Consider the following 14,992-nt stretch of genomic DNA (forward strand, 5'->3'; position numbering starts at 1 on the left):
GTTCTGCCTCGATCCGGGTGCCGTGAGGCCCCCGCCCGATTTCGGAGTTCCCGCCCGTGACCGCCCCGCTTCCCCATCTCGAACAGACCCCCGCCCGCATCATCGACCGGAGCTTCCTCCAGGACGTGGTCGCGGGCCTGCGCGCGCCGCAAAAGCATCTGTCGGCCAAGTATTTCTACGATCGGCGCGGCTCGGATCTGTTCGAGCAGATCACCCGCCTGCCGGAATACTATCCCACCCGGACGGAGCTCGCGATCCTCGACAGCTACGGCCCCGAGATCGCCGCCGGGCTCCCGCCGGGGGCGGCCCTGGTCGAGTTCGGCAGCGGCTCCACCGCCAAGGTGCGCCGCCTGCTGCCGCACCTCACCGATCTCAGCACTTACGTCCCGATCGACGTCTCGGAGGAGTTCCTGCGCAGCGAGGCCGAGGAACTCGGCCGCGACTTCCCGCGCCTGCGGGTCGAGCCGGTGGCGGCGGACTTCACCAAGCCGGTCACCCTGCCCGACGACCTGCGGGACGCGCCCAAGGTCGGCTTCTTCCCCGGCTCGACGATCGGCAATTTCGAGCCCGAGATCGCCGCGGCGCTCCTCGGCAGCTTCGCCCGGACGCTGGGGGCCGGAGCGACGCTGATCGTCGGCATCGACCTCGTGAAGGACAAGGCGGTGCTGGACGCGGCCTACGACGATGCCGCCGGGGTGACGGCGGCCTTCAACCTCAACCTGCTCGCCCGCATCAACCGGGAGCTCGGCGCCGATTTCGACCTCGACGCCTTCGCCCATCAGGCCTTCTTCGACGAGAATCTCGGGCGGATCGAGATGCATCTGGTGAGCCGGCGCAGCCAGCTCGTCACCGTGGCGGGGGTGCCGTTCCACTTCGCCTCCGGCGAGACGATCCACACCGAGAACAGCTACAAGTACACGGTGCCGGGTTTCCGGGCGCTCGCCCGCGGCGCCGGCTGGGAGCATGCCCGGGTCTGGACCGATCCCGACGCCCTGTTCTCGGTCCACGCGCTCACCGCCAGCACCATCCGGCGGCACTGACCGGCGGATGGCCGGGTCCGACCTCGACCGGGCGCGGGGTGCGGCGGTCGACGCCTTCCTGGAGACGGCGCGGCAGGTCGCGGCGCCCTCTCGCGACGTGCCGCGGCTGATCTTCGCGCTGGACGCCACGATGAGCCGGCAGCCGACCTGGGACCTCGCCTGCGGGGTCCAGGCCGGGATGTTCGAGGCGACGGCCCGGCTCGGCGGGCTGTCGGTGCAGCTCGTCTATTTCCGGGGCTTTTCCGAGTGCCGGGCCTCGCGCTTCGTCGCCGACGCCCGGGCGCTCACCGGCCTGATGCGGGCCGTGACCTGCCAGGGCGGCCAGACCCAGATCGGCCGGGTCCTGCGCCACGCCCGCAACGAGGCCGGGCGCGGCCCGGTCAAGGCCCTGGTGCTGGTCGGCGACGCGATCGAGGAGGACATCGACGACCTGTGCGGCGTCGCCGGCGAACTCGGCCTCCTCGGCCTGCCGGCCTTCTGCTTTCACGAGGGCCCCGATCCCACGGTCGCCGCGGGTTTCTCGGAGATCGCCCGGCTGAGCGGCGGTTCTGCCGCCCGCTTCGACCTCACGGCGCCCGAGGTGCTGGCCGCGCTCCTGCGCGCCGCGGCGATCTACGCCACCCGGGGACTCGACGGATTGCGCCTGGCCGCGCATGAGGATGCGGCGGCGCGCCGGCTCCTCGCCGGCATGACCGGCGGGTAGACAGGGTCTTCCCGCACGCATCGTGAGGGTGACGGACAACGCATGATCGCCCTCGGACTCGGTGTCCTGGTCCTCGTCGGCCTCTGGTGGCTCGGCCGCCACTATTCCACCGCCAATCCCGCGGTGATCGCGCGGGTGATCCGCCAGGCCGGCGGCTGGCTGGCGCTGGCCGCGGCGGCCCTCCTGTTCCTGCGCGGGCGCTTCGACATGGCCGGGGCGCTCGGCCTCGGCGGCGCCTGGCTGCTCGGCTGGCGCCAGGGCTCGCCCCTTCCCTTCGGCCTGGGGCGGATGGGCAATCTCGGTGGCTGGTTCGGCCTCGGCACTGCCGGCCCGCGGCCGGACGCCGTCTCGCGGGTGCGCTCCGCCCGGCTGGAGATGGAGCTGGACCATGCCAGCGGCGCGATGCGCGGCACGGTGCTCGCCGGTCCGCTGGCCGGCCAGGCCCTCGACGGTTTGCCGCTGCCGCGCCTCGTCGCGCTCCTGTCCGAGTGCCGCTCGGGCGACCCGGACGGCGCCCGGCTGCTAGAGGCGTATCTGGACCGCCGGTTTGCCGGATGGCGCGTAGACGCTGAGGCTGACCGCGACCCGGGGCCGCGCGGTACGGCGCAGCCAGGGCCGATGACGGAGGAGGAGGCCTATCAGATCCTGGGGCTTCAGCGCGGGGCGCCCCTCGAGGAGGTGCGCCGGGCGCACCGGACCCTGATGAAGCGGCTGCACCCGGACCAGGGCGGGTCCGACTACCTGGCGGCCCGTGTCAACGCGGCCAAGGACTTTCTGCTCAACCGACATCGCTGATACTCCACGCGCGTGTCGACGAAGCCGCGGCAGGGACGCGCCGCGGCGGGGGAGGTCGTTCTCAAGTCTTGACGAGTGTGGCGCGGGATCCCCTCTCCCGTGTGGGAGAGGGGTAGGGGTGAGGGTGCTACTGTTCTGAGTTGGGCTCTGACCGTCCCGCTGCCAGCACCACGTTCAGCGTTTCACACTGAAGCGTGTCACCCTCACCCCCGGCCCCTCTCCCACACGGGAGAGGGGGGACCCGCGCCTTTTCCTGTTCCGTACAGCCCTCCCCTCCTGGGGAGGGGAAAACCCTAGCTCCGGGTCGCGAAGCAGGTGAAGCCGTTGCGCTTGAGCGCCCGGCAGGCATCCTGCGCGGCCTCGGCTTCCGAGAAGCCGGAGAAGCGGGCGCGGAACAGCGTGGTGCCGCCATGGGTCACCTTCTCGGTGAACGGGGCCGCCTTGCCGAGCGCCCCGCCGCTGCGCTGGCGCGCCTCGCTGAGCATCGACTTGGCCTTGCCCTCGTCGTCCATGGCGCCGAGCTGGATCACCCAGGGCGTCACGGTGACGGCCTTCGCCGCGGGGGCGGCGGTCTCGCGCGGGGCCGGGGCCCGGGCCTCGCCGGGCTCGGCCGCCGGCAGGCGCGAGGCGTACTTCGTCCCCCCGGCCGCCGGGAAGGCCGCGGCGGGCGCCGGGGCATAGGCCTGGGCGCTCGCCGGCACCGCGCCGAGGCCGGCGCGCCATTTCGGCGAGGATTGCGGCGTGGCGCCGCCCCGGGGCGCGATGTCGAGGGGCTGGCCGGTGGAGTTCGTGGTCTCGACCGCGTCGTCCTCGTCGGCGGAGGCCACGAGGGTGCGGGTCGCCACCGGGCGCTCGGCGACCACGGCGGGACGCGGCCGCTCGGCCACCTCGACCACCGGCGGCGCCGTGCGGGCGCCGGCATAGGCGATCGGCAGGTTGGCCCGCACGAGCTTGGTCATGATGACGTCGCGGCTTGCGCCCGACTTGCCGCCGAGCACCACCGCCACGATGTGCCGCTCGCCGATGCGCGCCGAGGTCATCAGGTTGAAGCCCGAATCGCGGGTGTAGCCGGTCTTGATGCCGTCCACGCCCTCGACCCGGCCGACCAGGTGGTTGTGGTTGCCGATCACCCGGCCCTTGAAGGCGAAGGAGCGGGTCTGGAAGTAGCGGTAGTAGCGGGGGAACCGCTCCTGGATCGCGCGGGCGAGGATCGTCAGGTCGCGGGCGGTGGTGATCTGGTCGGCGTCCGGCAGGCCCGAGGCGTTGGCATAGTGGGTCCGCGTCATGCCGAGGGCGTGGGCCTTGCGCGTCATCATCTCGGCGAAGGCGGCTTCCGAGCCGGCGATGTTCTCGCCGATGGCGCAGGCGATGTCGTTGGCGGATTTCGTCACCAGCGCCTTGATCGCCTCCTCGACCGTCACGGTCGAGCCGGGCCGCACGCCGAGCTTGGAGGGCGGCATCCGGGAGGCGTTGGCCGAGACGGTCAGCGGCGAATCGAGGTCCAGCTTGCCGCGCTCGAGCTGCTCGAACAGCAGGTAGAGCGTCATCACCTTGGTGATCGAGGCCGGATGGCGCAGGGCATCCTCGTTGACCGCGTGCATCACGCGGCCGGTCTTGGCATCGACCACCATCGCCGCGTAGGGCGGGTTGTAGCCCCCGCCGCCGCCGGGATGGGCGCGCCGGCGCGCCTCGGCGGGCGAGGCGGTGAGCGCCGTCAGCACCGCCGCGGCGGCGAGCACGGCCGGCAACGCGGGTCCAGATTGGCCGTGAACGCAACGCATCACGCACATACCCCACTCGATGGAAAAGGGCGCCTGCGACGGGAGGCGACGCCCTGGACCGACCGCGCCCCGCGACGAACGGCGTGGCGCATCGGCATCACTGTCAATCAGGCTAGGGAGGCTCGGTTACGCCCCGGTTAACCGGCGACGAATTCCGATGCTCGGATTCGCTGCATTGTGCAACGCACAATTCGCCCTTGACGAATTTTGTGCGCTGCACATATTGCAGGGCAGCGGGGCGCGACGCGCGGGCGTCCCGGCGACGTCCCGAATGCCGCGCGAGGAGGGGCGCCCCTTCAGGGCGTCACCATACCATGAACCAGCAGACCATGAGCCAGCAGGCCGAGGCCGCCCAGAAGTTCGGCAAGGACGGCATGGACGCGATGCTGCGCAGCTTCGGCACCCTGTCGAAGGCCAGCCAGGCGATCGCCGTCGAGGCGACCGACTTCGCCAAGCAGTCCTTCGAGCTCGGCACCGCCACCCTCGAGAAGCTCGCCGGCGTGCGCTCGCTCGACAAGGCGCTCGAGATCCAGACCGACTACATGAAGACCTCGTACGAGCGTCTCGTGGCCCAGACCACCAAGATGACCGAGCTCTACCAGAACCTCGCCAAGGAGATGGTGAAGCCGTACGAGGGCTTCGCCGCCAAGGCCCAGGAGCAGGCCTTCAAGGCCCAGGACCGCGCCTTCGCCAGCGCCAAGGACGGCTTCAAGAAGGTCGAGGACGAGGCCGCCAAGGTTCAGTACGCCGCGTAAGCCGGGCGTCGCGCACGGGCGGTCGGCCCTCGGGCCGCCGCTCTTCCGCGCAGGAAGACCATGATCGCGACCGGCACGGGCCCCCCGTGCCGGTCGCGCGCGTTTGGGGGTCCATCGAGAGGTCCGCACGCCCCGCGAGGGAGCCTGCACGCCCCGCGGGGGAGCCTGCAACGACAAGAGCGCGCAGCCGACTGGCGAAGCGCCGACTCGGCCTATAGATTAGGCTCGGCACCGGCGGCCGACGTGTTAGGCTGCCGCTCCGCACCACTGCCCGGACCCCCGCGAGGAGGCCCGCGCGGCTCGGCGCGGTCGCCCAGAGCGAGGTCGGTACGATTCAGATGGCTCAGGTCCCGAGGCAGGGAGAACCCTCCACCAGGCCGGTCGCGGCCAACCCCCGCGCCCCCGGGAACGGCGACGGGCGCTCGGGAACCGCCGTGATCACGCGGACGAAGCCGCGCACCAAGCGGCCGAACCTCTACCGCGTGCTGCTCCTCAACGACGACTACACCCCGATGGAATTCGTGGTCCACGTCGTGGAACGGTTCTTCAACAAGTCGCGCGAGGACGCGACCCGCATCATGCTGCACGTCCACCAGAACGGCGTCGGCGAGTGCGGCATCTTCACCTACGAGGTCGCAGAGACCAAGGTGACGCAGGTCATGGACTTTGCGCGGAAACATCAACATCCTCTGCAATGCGTCATGGAAAAGAAATAAGCGCCGACCAAGACAGGCACCAGCAAAGAGGCCCGCTTTGCCCAGCTTCTCACGCAGCCTAGAACAAGCTCTTCACCGCGCCCTGGCGCTGGCCGGCGAGCGCCGACACGAATACGCCACGCTCGAGCATCTCCTGCTCGCTCTGGTCGACGACCAGGACGCGGCCGCGGTCATGCGGGCCTGCAACGTCGACGTCGACCTGCTGAAGCGCAACCTCGTCGAGTATATCGACACCGAGCTCGCCAACCTCACGGGCGACGGGCGACAGGACGCCAAGCCGACGGCGGGGTTCCAGCGCGTGATCCAGCGCGCGGTGATCCACGTGCAGTCCTCCGGCCGCGAGGAGGTCACCGGCGCCAACGTGCTGGTGGCGATCTTCGCCGAGCGCGAGAGCCACGCCGCCTACTTCCTGCAAGAGCAGGACATGACCCGCTACGACGCGGTCAACTACATCAGCCACGGCATCGCCAAGCGCCCCGGCCTGTCCGAGGGCAAGCCGGTGCGCGGCGCCGACGAGGAGGGTCCGACGGAACGTCCGAGCGGGGCCGAGGACGAGCGCGGCGGCCAGAAGAAGAAGGGCGATGCCCTCGACGCCTATTGCGTCAACCTCAACAAGAAGGCCCGCGACGGCAAGATCGACCCGCTGATCGGGCGCGAGACCGAGGTCCAGCGCACGATCCAGGTCCTCTGCCGCCGGCAGAAGAACAACCCGCTGCTCGTCGGCGATCCCGGCGTCGGCAAGACCGCCATCGCGGAAGGGCTCGCCCGCAAGATCATCCAGCACGAGGTGCCGGAGGTCCTGGCCGACGCGACCGTGTTCTCCCTCGACATGGGCACGCTGCTCGCCGGGACCCGCTACCGCGGCGACTTCGAGGAGCGCCTCAAGCAGGTGATGAAGGAGATCGAGGCGCATCCCAACGCCGTCCTGTTCATCGACGAGATTCACACGGTGATCGGCGCCGGTGCGACCTCGGGCGGCGCGATGGATGCCTCGAACCTCCTCAAGCCCGCCCTCGCCTCGGGTGCGCTCCGCTGCATCGGCTCGACCACCTATAAGGAGTACCGCCAGTACTTCGAGAAGGACCGGGCCCTGGTGCGCCGCTTCCAGAAGATCGACGTCAACGAGCCGTCGATCCCGGACGCGATCGAGATCCTGAAGGGTCTGCGCCCGTCCTTCGAGGAGTTCCACAAGCTCAAGTACACGACCGAGGCCGTGAAGGCCGCGGTCGAGCTGTCCGCCCGCTACATCAACGACCGCAAGCTGCCGGACAAGGCGATCGACGTGATCGACGAGACCGGCGCCTCGCAGATGCTGGTGCCGGAGGCCCGGCGCAAGCGCACGATCGGCGTCAAGGAGATCGAGGCGACCATCGCCACGATGGCCCGCATTCCCCCGAAGACCGTGTCGAAGGACGACGCGGAGGTGCTGGCGCATCTCACCGACAACCTGAAGCGGGTGGTCTACGGCCAGGACGCCGCCATCGATGCGCTCACCGCCTCGATCAAGCTCGCCCGGGCGGGGCTTCGCGATCCCGACAAGCCGATCGGCGCCTACCTGTTCGCCGGCCCGACCGGCGTCGGCAAGACCGAGGCGGCCAAGCAGCTGGCGTCGAGCCTCGGCGTCGAGATGCTGCGCTTCGACATGTCGGAATACATGGAGCGGCACACCGTCTCGCGGCTGATCGGCGCCCCTCCGGGCTATGTCGGCTTCGACCAGGGCGGCCTGCTCACCGACGGCATCGACCAGCACCCGCATTGCGTGCTGCTGCTCGACGAGATCGAGAAGGCCCATCCGGACCTGTTCAACATCCTGTTGCAGGTGATGGATCACGGCAAGCTCACCGACCATAACGGCAAGCAGGTCGATTTCCGCAACGTCATCATCATCATGACGACGAATGCGGGCGCGGCCGACCTCGCCAAGGCGGCGTTCGGCTTCACGCAGAACAAGCGCACCGGCGACGACCAGGAGGCGATCAACCGCCTGTTCGCCCCGGAATTCCGCAACCGCCTCGACGCCACCGTGTCCTTCGGCCACCTGCCGAAGACCGTCGTGGCCAAGGTCGTCGACAAGTTCGTGCTCCAGCTCGAGGCCCAGCTCGCCGACCGCAACGTCACGATCGAGCTCTCCGACGAGGCGCGGGACTGGCTGGTCGAGAACGGCTACGACGAGGCCATGGGCGCCCGCCCGATGGCCCGCCTGATCCAGTCGACCATCAAGACCCCGCTCGCCGACGAGGTGCTGTTCGGCAAGCTCAAGGACGGCGGCGCCGTCCGGGTGATCGTCAAGCGGCCCGACGGCGAGAAGCCGAGCCTCGGCTTCGTCTTCCCGGCCGGCCCGGTGATGCCGCGCCCCGAGAAGGACGTGACGAACGCGGCCAAGAAGGCGGACAAGGCCGCCGCGAAGAAGCAGAAGCGCCCGCGCGCCGCGCCGAAGAAGCCGAAGGACGGCGGCTCGGGCGGCGGCGAGGGCGGGGTCCGCACGGTGCCGAAGGTGCCGCTGGTCCGGGCCTGACCCCGGCGGATCGAGGGGCAAAGCCCCTCGATCCCGACCCGCCTCCCGTGTATGAGGCTCCGAGACGCGCGCATCCCGGCGGGGCCTCCCCGCCGGGATGCGCATTTGAGGCCCCTGCCGCTCACCGAGCGCGGCCGTGGGCGGATGGATGCGCGAGGGCTGCGAGCCCGGCGCCAGAGGACGTGAGAGAATCCCATGAGCGGAGATCTCAACGAGGGCCCCCTCGCCCCGGCCGCGACGGTGACCCCGCCCTCCCCGAAGCTGACCGGGCGCGAGAAGCGCCGGCAGCGCCGCCGCCGTCGCAAGATCGGCGAGGAGATCATGGGCTGGATCCTGGTGCCGCTGATCCTGTTCGCCTGCTACTGGTCGATCAATGCGGGCTTCGCCTTCTTCGGTACCACGCCGAGCGCGGTGTTCGACCAGCTCAAGCAGGTGAAGACGGCTCTGGAGAAGCGGGAATCGCGGTAGGCGCGGCGCCGCCTGCCCGGAGCCCGCATACATCGCTTTATCGCGTCGGGCTCCACGGTGCTCGGCAAGCCAGACGCCGTTGCCCGTCCCGCAGACCGGCCGGCCCGTCATTGCCCGGTGCCCGGCTGCGACGCGCAGGACTACCGGCCGGCCGTGGCGCATGCCGAACCGGCGCGCCAATCATATGGCACGCACGCCGATACCTCTCGACGTCATCCCGGGGCCTGGCGCAGCCGGGAACCCGGGATGACGATGGAGGGTGTGAATTCAGTCGGCTAACTCAATCAGGCTCTGAAAATCTACCTGCGAGCCCTGCACCGAGGTCGGATCGGCATGCGACCGCAAAAAGCCTGGCGGAACTCGATCGCCCAGCCACAAGGCAAGTCCCGGTCTCCGCCATCGCGAACCCGGGGCAGCCAGACATGTGACGGAGCTATCTCGGCCGGAGCCGCTCGATCCTGCGCGTCAGCTCTTCTTGCGGAACGCGTCCAGGCTGACCACCGAGGCGCCCTCCTGCGGGGCGTCGGTGCGCTCGGCTGCCTCGTCGGGCTTCGCCTCGCCGTCGGCCTCGTCCTTGCCGGTCGAGTCCTTGCTCTGAGGCTTGGCCTCGGCCTTGGCGGCGGGCACGATCTTGGGCAGGTTGCTGCCGATCGCCGGGACCTTCGGCAGCGCCTCGCTCGGCTCGGAGCCGGCGCCGCGGATCGCCCGCAGGGCGGTCGTGCCGGCGGGGGCCGCGTCCTCGGTCGAGGCGGTGCCGTCGTTGAGCTCGAACTTCAGGCCGAACTGCACCGAGGGGTCGAAGAAGCCGGTCACCGCCTCGAACGGCACCAGGAGCCGCTCCGGCACGCCGGAGAACGACAGCCCGACCTCGAAGGTGTGCTCGGTGACGCCGAGGTCCCAGAACTGGTGCTGGAGAACGATCGTCATGTCCTGCGGGTACTTTTCCCGCAGGCGCTGCGAGATCCGCACGCCGGGATAGTCGGTCCGGAACGAGACGTAGAAATGGTGCTCGCCGGCCAGGCCGTCGCGCGCCGCATCGCCCAGCACCTTGCGCACGACGTTGCGCAGGGCATCCTGCACCAGGAGATCGTAGCGAATCAGATCGTCTGCCATCAACCGTTGCCTGGCGCCGCATCGCTCGCGGGAAGGGAATTCGAGTGGAGGCTTCTGTTGCCAGGTGCCTCCGAACCCCGCCTATGCAGTGCTACCCGCTAGGACTTCGTTTGGTATTGGGGACCGCTTACGCGGCCACCGCCACCGGAGCAAAGTTGTCGTTGGCAACTATTGCATTGGCCCGATAACGGCGGAACCATGCCGAGCGAAAGCTCAACCTTTACGCCCTCGTCGATCCTATTTCGCCCCCGCCGAAGCCCGAACCGAACGGGCCGTTCCGGACTTGGGTGGAGGCGCCGGGTACCGCCCCCGGGTCCGATAGGTTTATTCCGAAGAACGTTTATCGCCATAGCCGGCCTCGCGACCGGCAAGGGGGAATATAGAGGGTCCCGTGCCGCTTTTGAAGCCCGCCCCGCACCATTCTGTGACCGTTTCGCGAAGTGATGCGCCGGCGCCATCCGGGCCGGCCGGTTCCCGGCCGCTCGGACCCTGGTTCGGCGCGGCTGCGGCGGTCCTGCGGGTGCTGCTCCTGCAGCTTGCCGCCTTCGGCCTCATCCTCGGGGCGGTGGCGGGGCTCGGCCGCCTGCCCGCCCCGCCGCCCGGCCTCCTGCCCTTCCCGTCCCTGAGCGGCAACGAGCGGGCCTTGCTCGCCCTCACGGTGCTGCCGCATGCGGCCCTCGCGCTCCTGATCCTGGCGGCGATCCGGCTCCGCCCCGGCACGATCCTGGGCTTCGTGAGACCGGCCCTGCCCCGTCGCGCCGCCTGGCTCCTCCTCGCCTGGCCGCCGCTCCAGGTCGCCTGGACGGCGGGGCTGCTGCTCGTGACCGGGCAGATGCCGGTCCGGGCCTGGCGCCTGTCGCCCTTCCTCACCGGCGAGGTCTTTTGGGCCTGGACGCTGTGGCTGGTGGTGCTGGCGCCGCTCGCCGAGGAGATGCTGTTTCGCGGCGACCTGTTCGGGCGCCTGGCGCGGCATCTCGCCCCGGCCGCGACGGTGGCGGTGGCGACGATGGTGTTCGTGCTCTGCCACGCCGAGCGGGGCCTGTTGCAGCCGGTCTCGGTCCTGCCCCTCGGGGTGGCGCTCGGGCTGATGCGGCTCTGGACCGGGAGCCTGTGGCCCTGCATCGCGCTCCACGCCGCGAGCAACGGCGCGGTGGTGCTGGCGCGGGTGTGGAGTACCGGCTGATTCGTGACCTCGGGCGCTGCGATTCGGCCCGGCGACGCGTTATCGTGCCGGGCCCGCCCGGCCGGGAGCCGTTTTTCCGGCCGGGCACGGATTCAGAGTTGGAGCCCGCCGGGCGCCGCAGGGCGCCCCGGGTCTTTGTCACGCGGAGGATGTCCGCCATGCGCCCCTACCACGACCTCCTCCGGCGCATCCTCGACGAGGGCGTCGAGAAGCACGACCGCACCGGCACCGGCACCCGCTCGGTCTTCGGCCACCAGATGCGCTTCGACCTCGCCCATGGGTTTCCCCTGGTGACGACCAAGCGGCTGCACCTGAAGTCGATCATCCACGAATTGCTGTGGTTTCTGGCCGGCGACACCAACGTCGCGTATCTCCGGGCGAACGGCGTGACGATCTGGGACGAGTGGGCCGACGAGCACGGCGATCTCGGCCCGGTCTACGGCCGGCAATGGCGGAGCTGGGCCAAGCCCGACGGCGGCAGCGTCGACCAGATCGCCTGGGTGCTCGACGAGATCCGCCGCAACCCGGATTCGCGCCGCCTCGTCGTCTCGGCCTGGAACCCGGCCGACCTCGACCGGATGGCGCTCGCCCCCTGCCACTGCCTGTTCCAGTTCTACGTCGCGGAGGGGCGGCTCTCGCTCCAGCTCTACCAGCGCTCGGCCGACGTGTTCCTGGGCGTGCCGTTCAACATCGCCTCCTACGCGCTCCTCACCCACATGATGGCGCAGGTGCTCGATCTCGCCCCCGGCGACTTCGTCCACACGCTCGGCGACGCGCACCTCTATTCCAACCACCTGACCCAGGCCCGCGAGCAGCTCTCCCGCGACATCCGCCCGCTCCCCCGCCTGCGGCTCGACCCCTCGGTGCGCTCGCTGTTCGAGTTCCGCTACGACGACATCGGGATCGAGGGCTACGACCCGCATCCGGCGATCCGCGCGCCGGTGGCGGTCTGAAGATGCCCTCCCCCTCGTCACCCTGATCGTCGCCGCCGCGAGGAACGGCGTCATCGGCCGCGACAACGCGCTGATCTGGCGCCTGCGCAGCGACCTGCGGCGCTTCCGCGCCCTCACCATGGGCAAGCCGGTGGTGATGGGGCGCAAGACCTGGGACTCGATCGGCCGGCCGCTGCCGGGTCGCCGGGTGATCGTGATGACCCGCGATCCGGCCTGGGCGGCACCCGGCACCGAGCGCGCGGCCGGCTGGGACGACGCCCTGCGGATCGCCGAGGGCGCGCAGGAGGTGATGGTGGCGGGGGGGGCCGAGATCTACGCGCTCGCCCTGCCGCATGCCGACCGGATCCACCTCACCGAGGTCGACGCGGCGCCCGAGGGCGATGCCCGTTTCCCGGAGATCCCGCCGGATTTCCGCGAGGTCGCGGCGGAGGCGCATCCGGCCGGTCCGGAGGACGAGCACGCCTTCCGCTTCGTGACGCTCGCGCGATACGTCCGAGACGGCCGATCCATCCAGACTTCCGGGTGCGGCGATGGAACTCCCGCACATGAGCCGAAACCTTGAGAATTCGGCCGGCGCCGGTGGTTGCTTTCGCGTGGGGCTCAGCCGATATCGCTGAGTGAGCGAGTGCCAGTGCAATGCGAGTGCCGCGCGGGACGCGAGAGACAGCGCGGGGCGTGCCGGCCGGGAAAGGACGTGGGCGAGCATGCCTTGGAGCAATCAGAGCGGCGGCAGTGGCGGTGGCGGCAACGGGGGCGGTCCCTGGGGCAATCGCGGCGGTAATGGCGGCGGTCCCTGGGGTGGCGGCTCCGGCGGCGGCGGAGGCGGCGGCCCGTGGGGCGGCGGTGGCGGCTCGGGCGGCGGCAACCAGCCGCCGGATCTCGAGGACCTGCTGCGCCGCAGCCAGGACCGTCTGAAGACCCTGATGCCCGGCGGCGGCTCGGTCGGCACCAAGGGCGCGGTGCTGGCAGTGCTGGTCGTGCTGGTGCTGTGGCTGATGACCGGCTGGTACACGGTGCTGCCGAGCCAGGTCGGCATCAACACGGTGTTCGGGCGCTATACCGGCCAGTCCGGCGAGGGCCTGCGCTGGAACTTCCCCTACCCGGTCGGCGCGGTGGTGAAGCCGAATGTCGGCGAATCGCGCAGCATCCAGGTCGGCTACCGCTCGGGCGCCGGCGCCCAGCGCTCCCGGGACGTGCCCGAGGAGAGCCTGATGCTCACCGGCGACGACAACATCGTCGACATCGACTTCGACGTGCAGTGGCGCGTGAACCCGGCCAAGGCCGAGGATTTCGTGTTCAACCTCCAGAACCCCGAGGGCACCATCAAGTCGGTGGCCGAGAGCGCGATGCGCGAGGTGGTGGGCCGGCGCCAGATCCAGGCGATCCTGACCACCGAGCAGTCGAGCGTGGCGCAGGAGGTGCAGCAGATCATCCAGAAGGCGCTCGATTCCTACGGCGCCGGCGTGCTGATCAACGTGGTCCAGCTCCAGGGCGTGAGCCCGCCGGCCGAGGTGCGCCAGGCCTTCGTCGACGTGAACGCGGCCCAGCAGGACGCGGCCCGCGCCCGCAACGAGGCCGAGACCTATGCCAGCCGCGTGGTGCCGGAGGCCCGCGGCCGCTCCTCGCAGATCCAGCAGCAGGCCGAGGCCTTCAAGTCGCAGGCCACCGCCGAGGCGACCGGCCAGGCCGCGCGCTTCCGCGAGGTCTACGAGTCCTACAAGCTGTCGCCCGCGGTCTCCCGCGAGCGGATGTTCCTCGACACGATGGAGAAGGTTCTGGGCGGCGTGAACAAGGTGATCATCGACCAGGGCGGCACGGCGGGTGCCGGTGCCGCGGCGGCCGGCGTGCTGCCGGTCCTGCCGCTGCAGGAATTCGCCAACACCGCCCGACCGGGGAATGCCGTCCAGGGGAGCGCGCGATGAACGGCAACGCGCTCCGCACCGGCGCCGTCGCCCTCGGCGTCCTCGTCCTGGTGCTGGTCTATGCCGGCGCCTTCACCGTCGGCCAGACCCAGCAGGCCCTGGTGCTGCGGTTCGGCGGCGTCCGCACCGTGCTGAACCAGGCCGGCACCGACAAGCCGGGCCTGTACTTCAAGATGCCCTTCGTCGAGAGCGTCGTGCTGTTCGAGAAGCGGCTGCTCGACCTCGACCTGCCGGTGCAGACCGTCCTCTCGGCCGACCGCCAGAACCTCGAGGTCGACGCCTTCGCCCGCTACAAGATCGTCGACCCGCTGCGCTTCTACCAGTCGGTGAACAACGTCCAGGTCGCCAACCAGCGCCTGTCCAGCTTCACCAACGCGGCGATGCGCAACGTGCTCGCCAGCGCCTCGCGGGACGCCATCGTGCGCACCCAGCGCGAGGGCCTGATGAACCGCATCCAGGAGGACGTGAACCGGCAGGCGAAGAATCTCGGCATCGAGATCGTCGACCTGCGCCTGACCCGCGTCGACCTGCCGGCGGCGAACTCGCAGGCGGTCTACCAGCGGATGCGCACCGAGCGCGAGCGCGAGGCGGCGGACCTGCGCGCCAACGGCAACCAGGTGGCGGCCACCATCAAGGCCAAGGCCGACCGCGACGTGACGGTGCTCCTGGCCGAGGCCAACCAGAAGGCCGACCAGCTCCGCGGCCAGGGCGAGGCGGACCGCAACCGCATCCTCGCCGAGGCCTTCGGGCAGGACCCGGACTTCTTCGCCTTCTACCGGTCGATGCAGGCCTACGAGAAGGGCCTGAGCGGGTCCGATACGCGGCTGGTGATCAGCCCCGGCTCGGAGTTCTTCCGCTACTTCAACGACCCGCAGGGGCGGGCCCGCCCCGCCGCGGTTCCGGCGGCCGGCCAGTAGGCCGGCTCCCCCTCCGCCAAAGCGGAGCCGACACGCGACGACACCCGAGCGCCCCGCCCCGGCGGGGCGCACTTTTATGACGGCGGGCCTCAGGTCCGCCGTGCCGCGGAGACCAACAAGATGCGACCGCA

12 protein-coding genes, 1 other RNA gene and 2 pseudogenes are annotated in these 14,992 nt (G+C 70.5%); 12 read left to right on the forward strand and 3 right to left on the reverse strand.

The genetic code is table 11. From position 1 onward, the window contains the following. The first annotated feature begins 56 nt into the window (after positions 1-56). From egtD to F1D61_RS14035, 3 genes are read left to right on the forward strand one after another with little or no spacing between them, the layout of a single operon-like run. Positions 57-1,040 carry an L-histidine N(alpha)-methyltransferase gene (gene egtD, locus F1D61_RS14025; RefSeq protein WP_203158537.1) on the forward strand — a complete coding sequence of 328 codons (984 nt, stop codon included), beginning with the start codon at positions 57-59 and terminating at the stop codon, positions 1,038-1,040. A gap of 7 nt (positions 1,041-1,047) precedes the next feature. After that, complete coding sequence (locus F1D61_RS14030; protein ID WP_203158538.1) at positions 1,048-1,743, forward strand: VWA domain-containing protein; 696 nt, start codon at positions 1,048-1,050, stop codon at positions 1,741-1,743. A 42-nt stretch (positions 1,744-1,785) separates the two neighbouring features. Continuing rightward, positions 1,786-2,538: a DnaJ domain-containing protein gene (locus F1D61_RS14035; protein ID WP_203158539.1), complete on the forward strand. Its 753-nt coding sequence runs from the start codon at positions 1,786-1,788 to the stop codon at positions 2,536-2,538. A 293-nt stretch (positions 2,539-2,831) separates the two neighbouring features. On the opposite strand, the gene F1D61_RS14040 is transcribed toward F1D61_RS14035, so the two are convergent. After that, positions 2,832-4,319, reverse strand: coding sequence for a D-alanyl-D-alanine carboxypeptidase (locus tag F1D61_RS14040; protein WP_203158540.1), 1,488 nt, complete (start codon positions 4,317-4,319; stop codon positions 2,832-2,834). Between the two features lie 329 nt (positions 4,320-4,648). Here F1D61_RS14040 and F1D61_RS14045 point away from each other — a divergent pair. The 4 genes and pseudogenes from F1D61_RS14045 to F1D61_RS14060 all read left to right on the forward strand — a co-directional run. Next, positions 4,649-4,975 (forward strand): annotated as a pseudogene (locus F1D61_RS14045) (phasin family protein); the annotation flags it as partial. 437 nt (positions 4,976-5,412) lie between these two features. Next, a complete protein-coding gene (gene clpS / locus F1D61_RS14050) occupies positions 5,413-5,790 on the forward strand; it encodes an ATP-dependent Clp protease adapter ClpS (protein ID WP_048433572.1) in 378 nt (125 codons plus the stop codon). Positions 5,791-5,827: 37 nt separating this feature from the next. Next, positions 5,828-8,305 (forward strand): ATP-dependent Clp protease ATP-binding subunit ClpA, encoded by a 2,478-nt coding sequence (clpA, locus tag F1D61_RS14055; RefSeq protein WP_203158541.1) that lies wholly within the window; start codon positions 5,828-5,830, stop codon positions 8,303-8,305. 195 nt (positions 8,306-8,500) lie between these two features. Further along, entirely contained in the window at positions 8,501-8,773 is a 273-nt protein-coding gene (locus F1D61_RS14060; protein WP_203158542.1) for a hypothetical protein, read from the forward strand. A 465-nt stretch (positions 8,774-9,238) separates the two neighbouring features. On the opposite strand, the gene F1D61_RS14065 is transcribed toward F1D61_RS14060, so the two are convergent. Together F1D61_RS14065 and ssrA are read right to left on the reverse strand one after the other, a co-directional pair. Then, positions 9,239-9,886 carry an SspB family protein gene (locus tag F1D61_RS14065; protein ID WP_203158543.1) on the reverse strand — a complete coding sequence of 216 codons (648 nt, stop codon included), beginning with the start codon at positions 9,884-9,886 and terminating at the stop codon, positions 9,239-9,241. A gap of 43 nt (positions 9,887-9,929) precedes the next feature. Next, positions 9,930-10,295: a transfer-messenger RNA gene (ssrA, locus tag F1D61_RS14070) on the reverse strand. 111 nt (positions 10,296-10,406) lie between these two features. On the opposite strand from ssrA, the gene F1D61_RS14075 reads away from it, so the two are divergent. The 5 genes and pseudogenes from F1D61_RS14075 to hflC all read left to right on the forward strand — a co-directional run bounded on the left by F1D61_RS14075 (position 10,407) and on the right by hflC (position 14,861). Then, entirely contained in the window at positions 10,407-11,069 is a 663-nt protein-coding gene (locus F1D61_RS14075) for a CPBP family intramembrane glutamic endopeptidase (protein WP_203158544.1), read from the forward strand. A 158-nt stretch (positions 11,070-11,227) separates the two neighbouring features. Further along, on the forward strand, positions 11,228-12,022 hold the full coding sequence (locus F1D61_RS14080) for a thymidylate synthase (protein ID WP_203158545.1): 795 nt from the start codon (positions 11,228-11,230) through the stop codon (positions 12,020-12,022). Next, positions 11,991-12,509 (forward strand): annotated as a pseudogene (locus tag F1D61_RS14085) (dihydrofolate reductase); the annotation flags it as partial. The gene F1D61_RS14080 and the pseudogene F1D61_RS14085, both read left to right, overlap by 32 nt. 217 nt (positions 12,510-12,726) lie before the next feature. After that, positions 12,727-13,944, forward strand: a complete 1,218-nt coding sequence (gene hflK / locus F1D61_RS14090; protein WP_203158546.1) for an FtsH protease activity modulator HflK — start codon at positions 12,727-12,729, stop codon at positions 13,942-13,944. Further along, entirely contained in the window at positions 13,941-14,861 is a 921-nt protein-coding gene (gene hflC, locus F1D61_RS14095) for a protease modulator HflC (RefSeq protein WP_203158547.1), read from the forward strand. The genes hflK and hflC overlap by 4 nt, the downstream gene beginning before the upstream one ends. Positions 14,862-14,992 lie beyond the last annotated feature (131 nt).

The organism is Methylobacterium aquaticum (genome assembly GCF_016804325.1).
Taxonomy (GTDB): Bacteria; Pseudomonadota; Alphaproteobacteria; order Rhizobiales; family Beijerinckiaceae; genus Methylobacterium; species Methylobacterium aquaticum_C.

Bases quoted from the DNA above. Each gene is read 5' to 3' on its own strand.
- F1D61_RS14035 (WP_203158539.1), top strand. From the start codon at position 1,786: ATGATCGCCCTCGGACTCGGTGTCCTGGTCCTCGTCGGCCTCTGGTGG.
- hflC (WP_203158547.1), top strand. From the start codon at position 13,941: ATGAACGGCAACGCGCTCCGCACCGGCGCCGTCGCCCTCGGCGTCCTC.
- hflK (WP_203158546.1), top strand. From the start codon at position 12,727: ATGCCTTGGAGCAATCAGAGCGGCGGCAGTGGCGGTGGCGGCAACGGG.
- F1D61_RS14060 (WP_203158542.1), top strand. From the start codon at position 8,501: ATGAGCGGAGATCTCAACGAGGGCCCCCTCGCCCCGGCCGCGACGGTG.
- F1D61_RS14040 (WP_203158540.1), bottom strand. From the start codon at position 4,319: ATGCGTTGCGTTCACGGCCAATCTGGACCCGCGTTGCCGGCCGTGCTC.
- clpS (WP_048433572.1), top strand. From the start codon at position 5,413: ATGGCTCAGGTCCCGAGGCAGGGAGAACCCTCCACCAGGCCGGTCGCG.
- F1D61_RS14030 (WP_203158538.1), top strand. From the start codon at position 1,048: ATGGCCGGGTCCGACCTCGACCGGGCGCGGGGTGCGGCGGTCGACGCC.
- F1D61_RS14065 (WP_203158543.1), bottom strand. From the start codon at position 9,886: ATGGCAGACGATCTGATTCGCTACGATCTCCTGGTGCAGGATGCCCTG.
- F1D61_RS14080 (WP_203158545.1), top strand. From the start codon at position 11,228: ATGCGCCCCTACCACGACCTCCTCCGGCGCATCCTCGACGAGGGCGTC.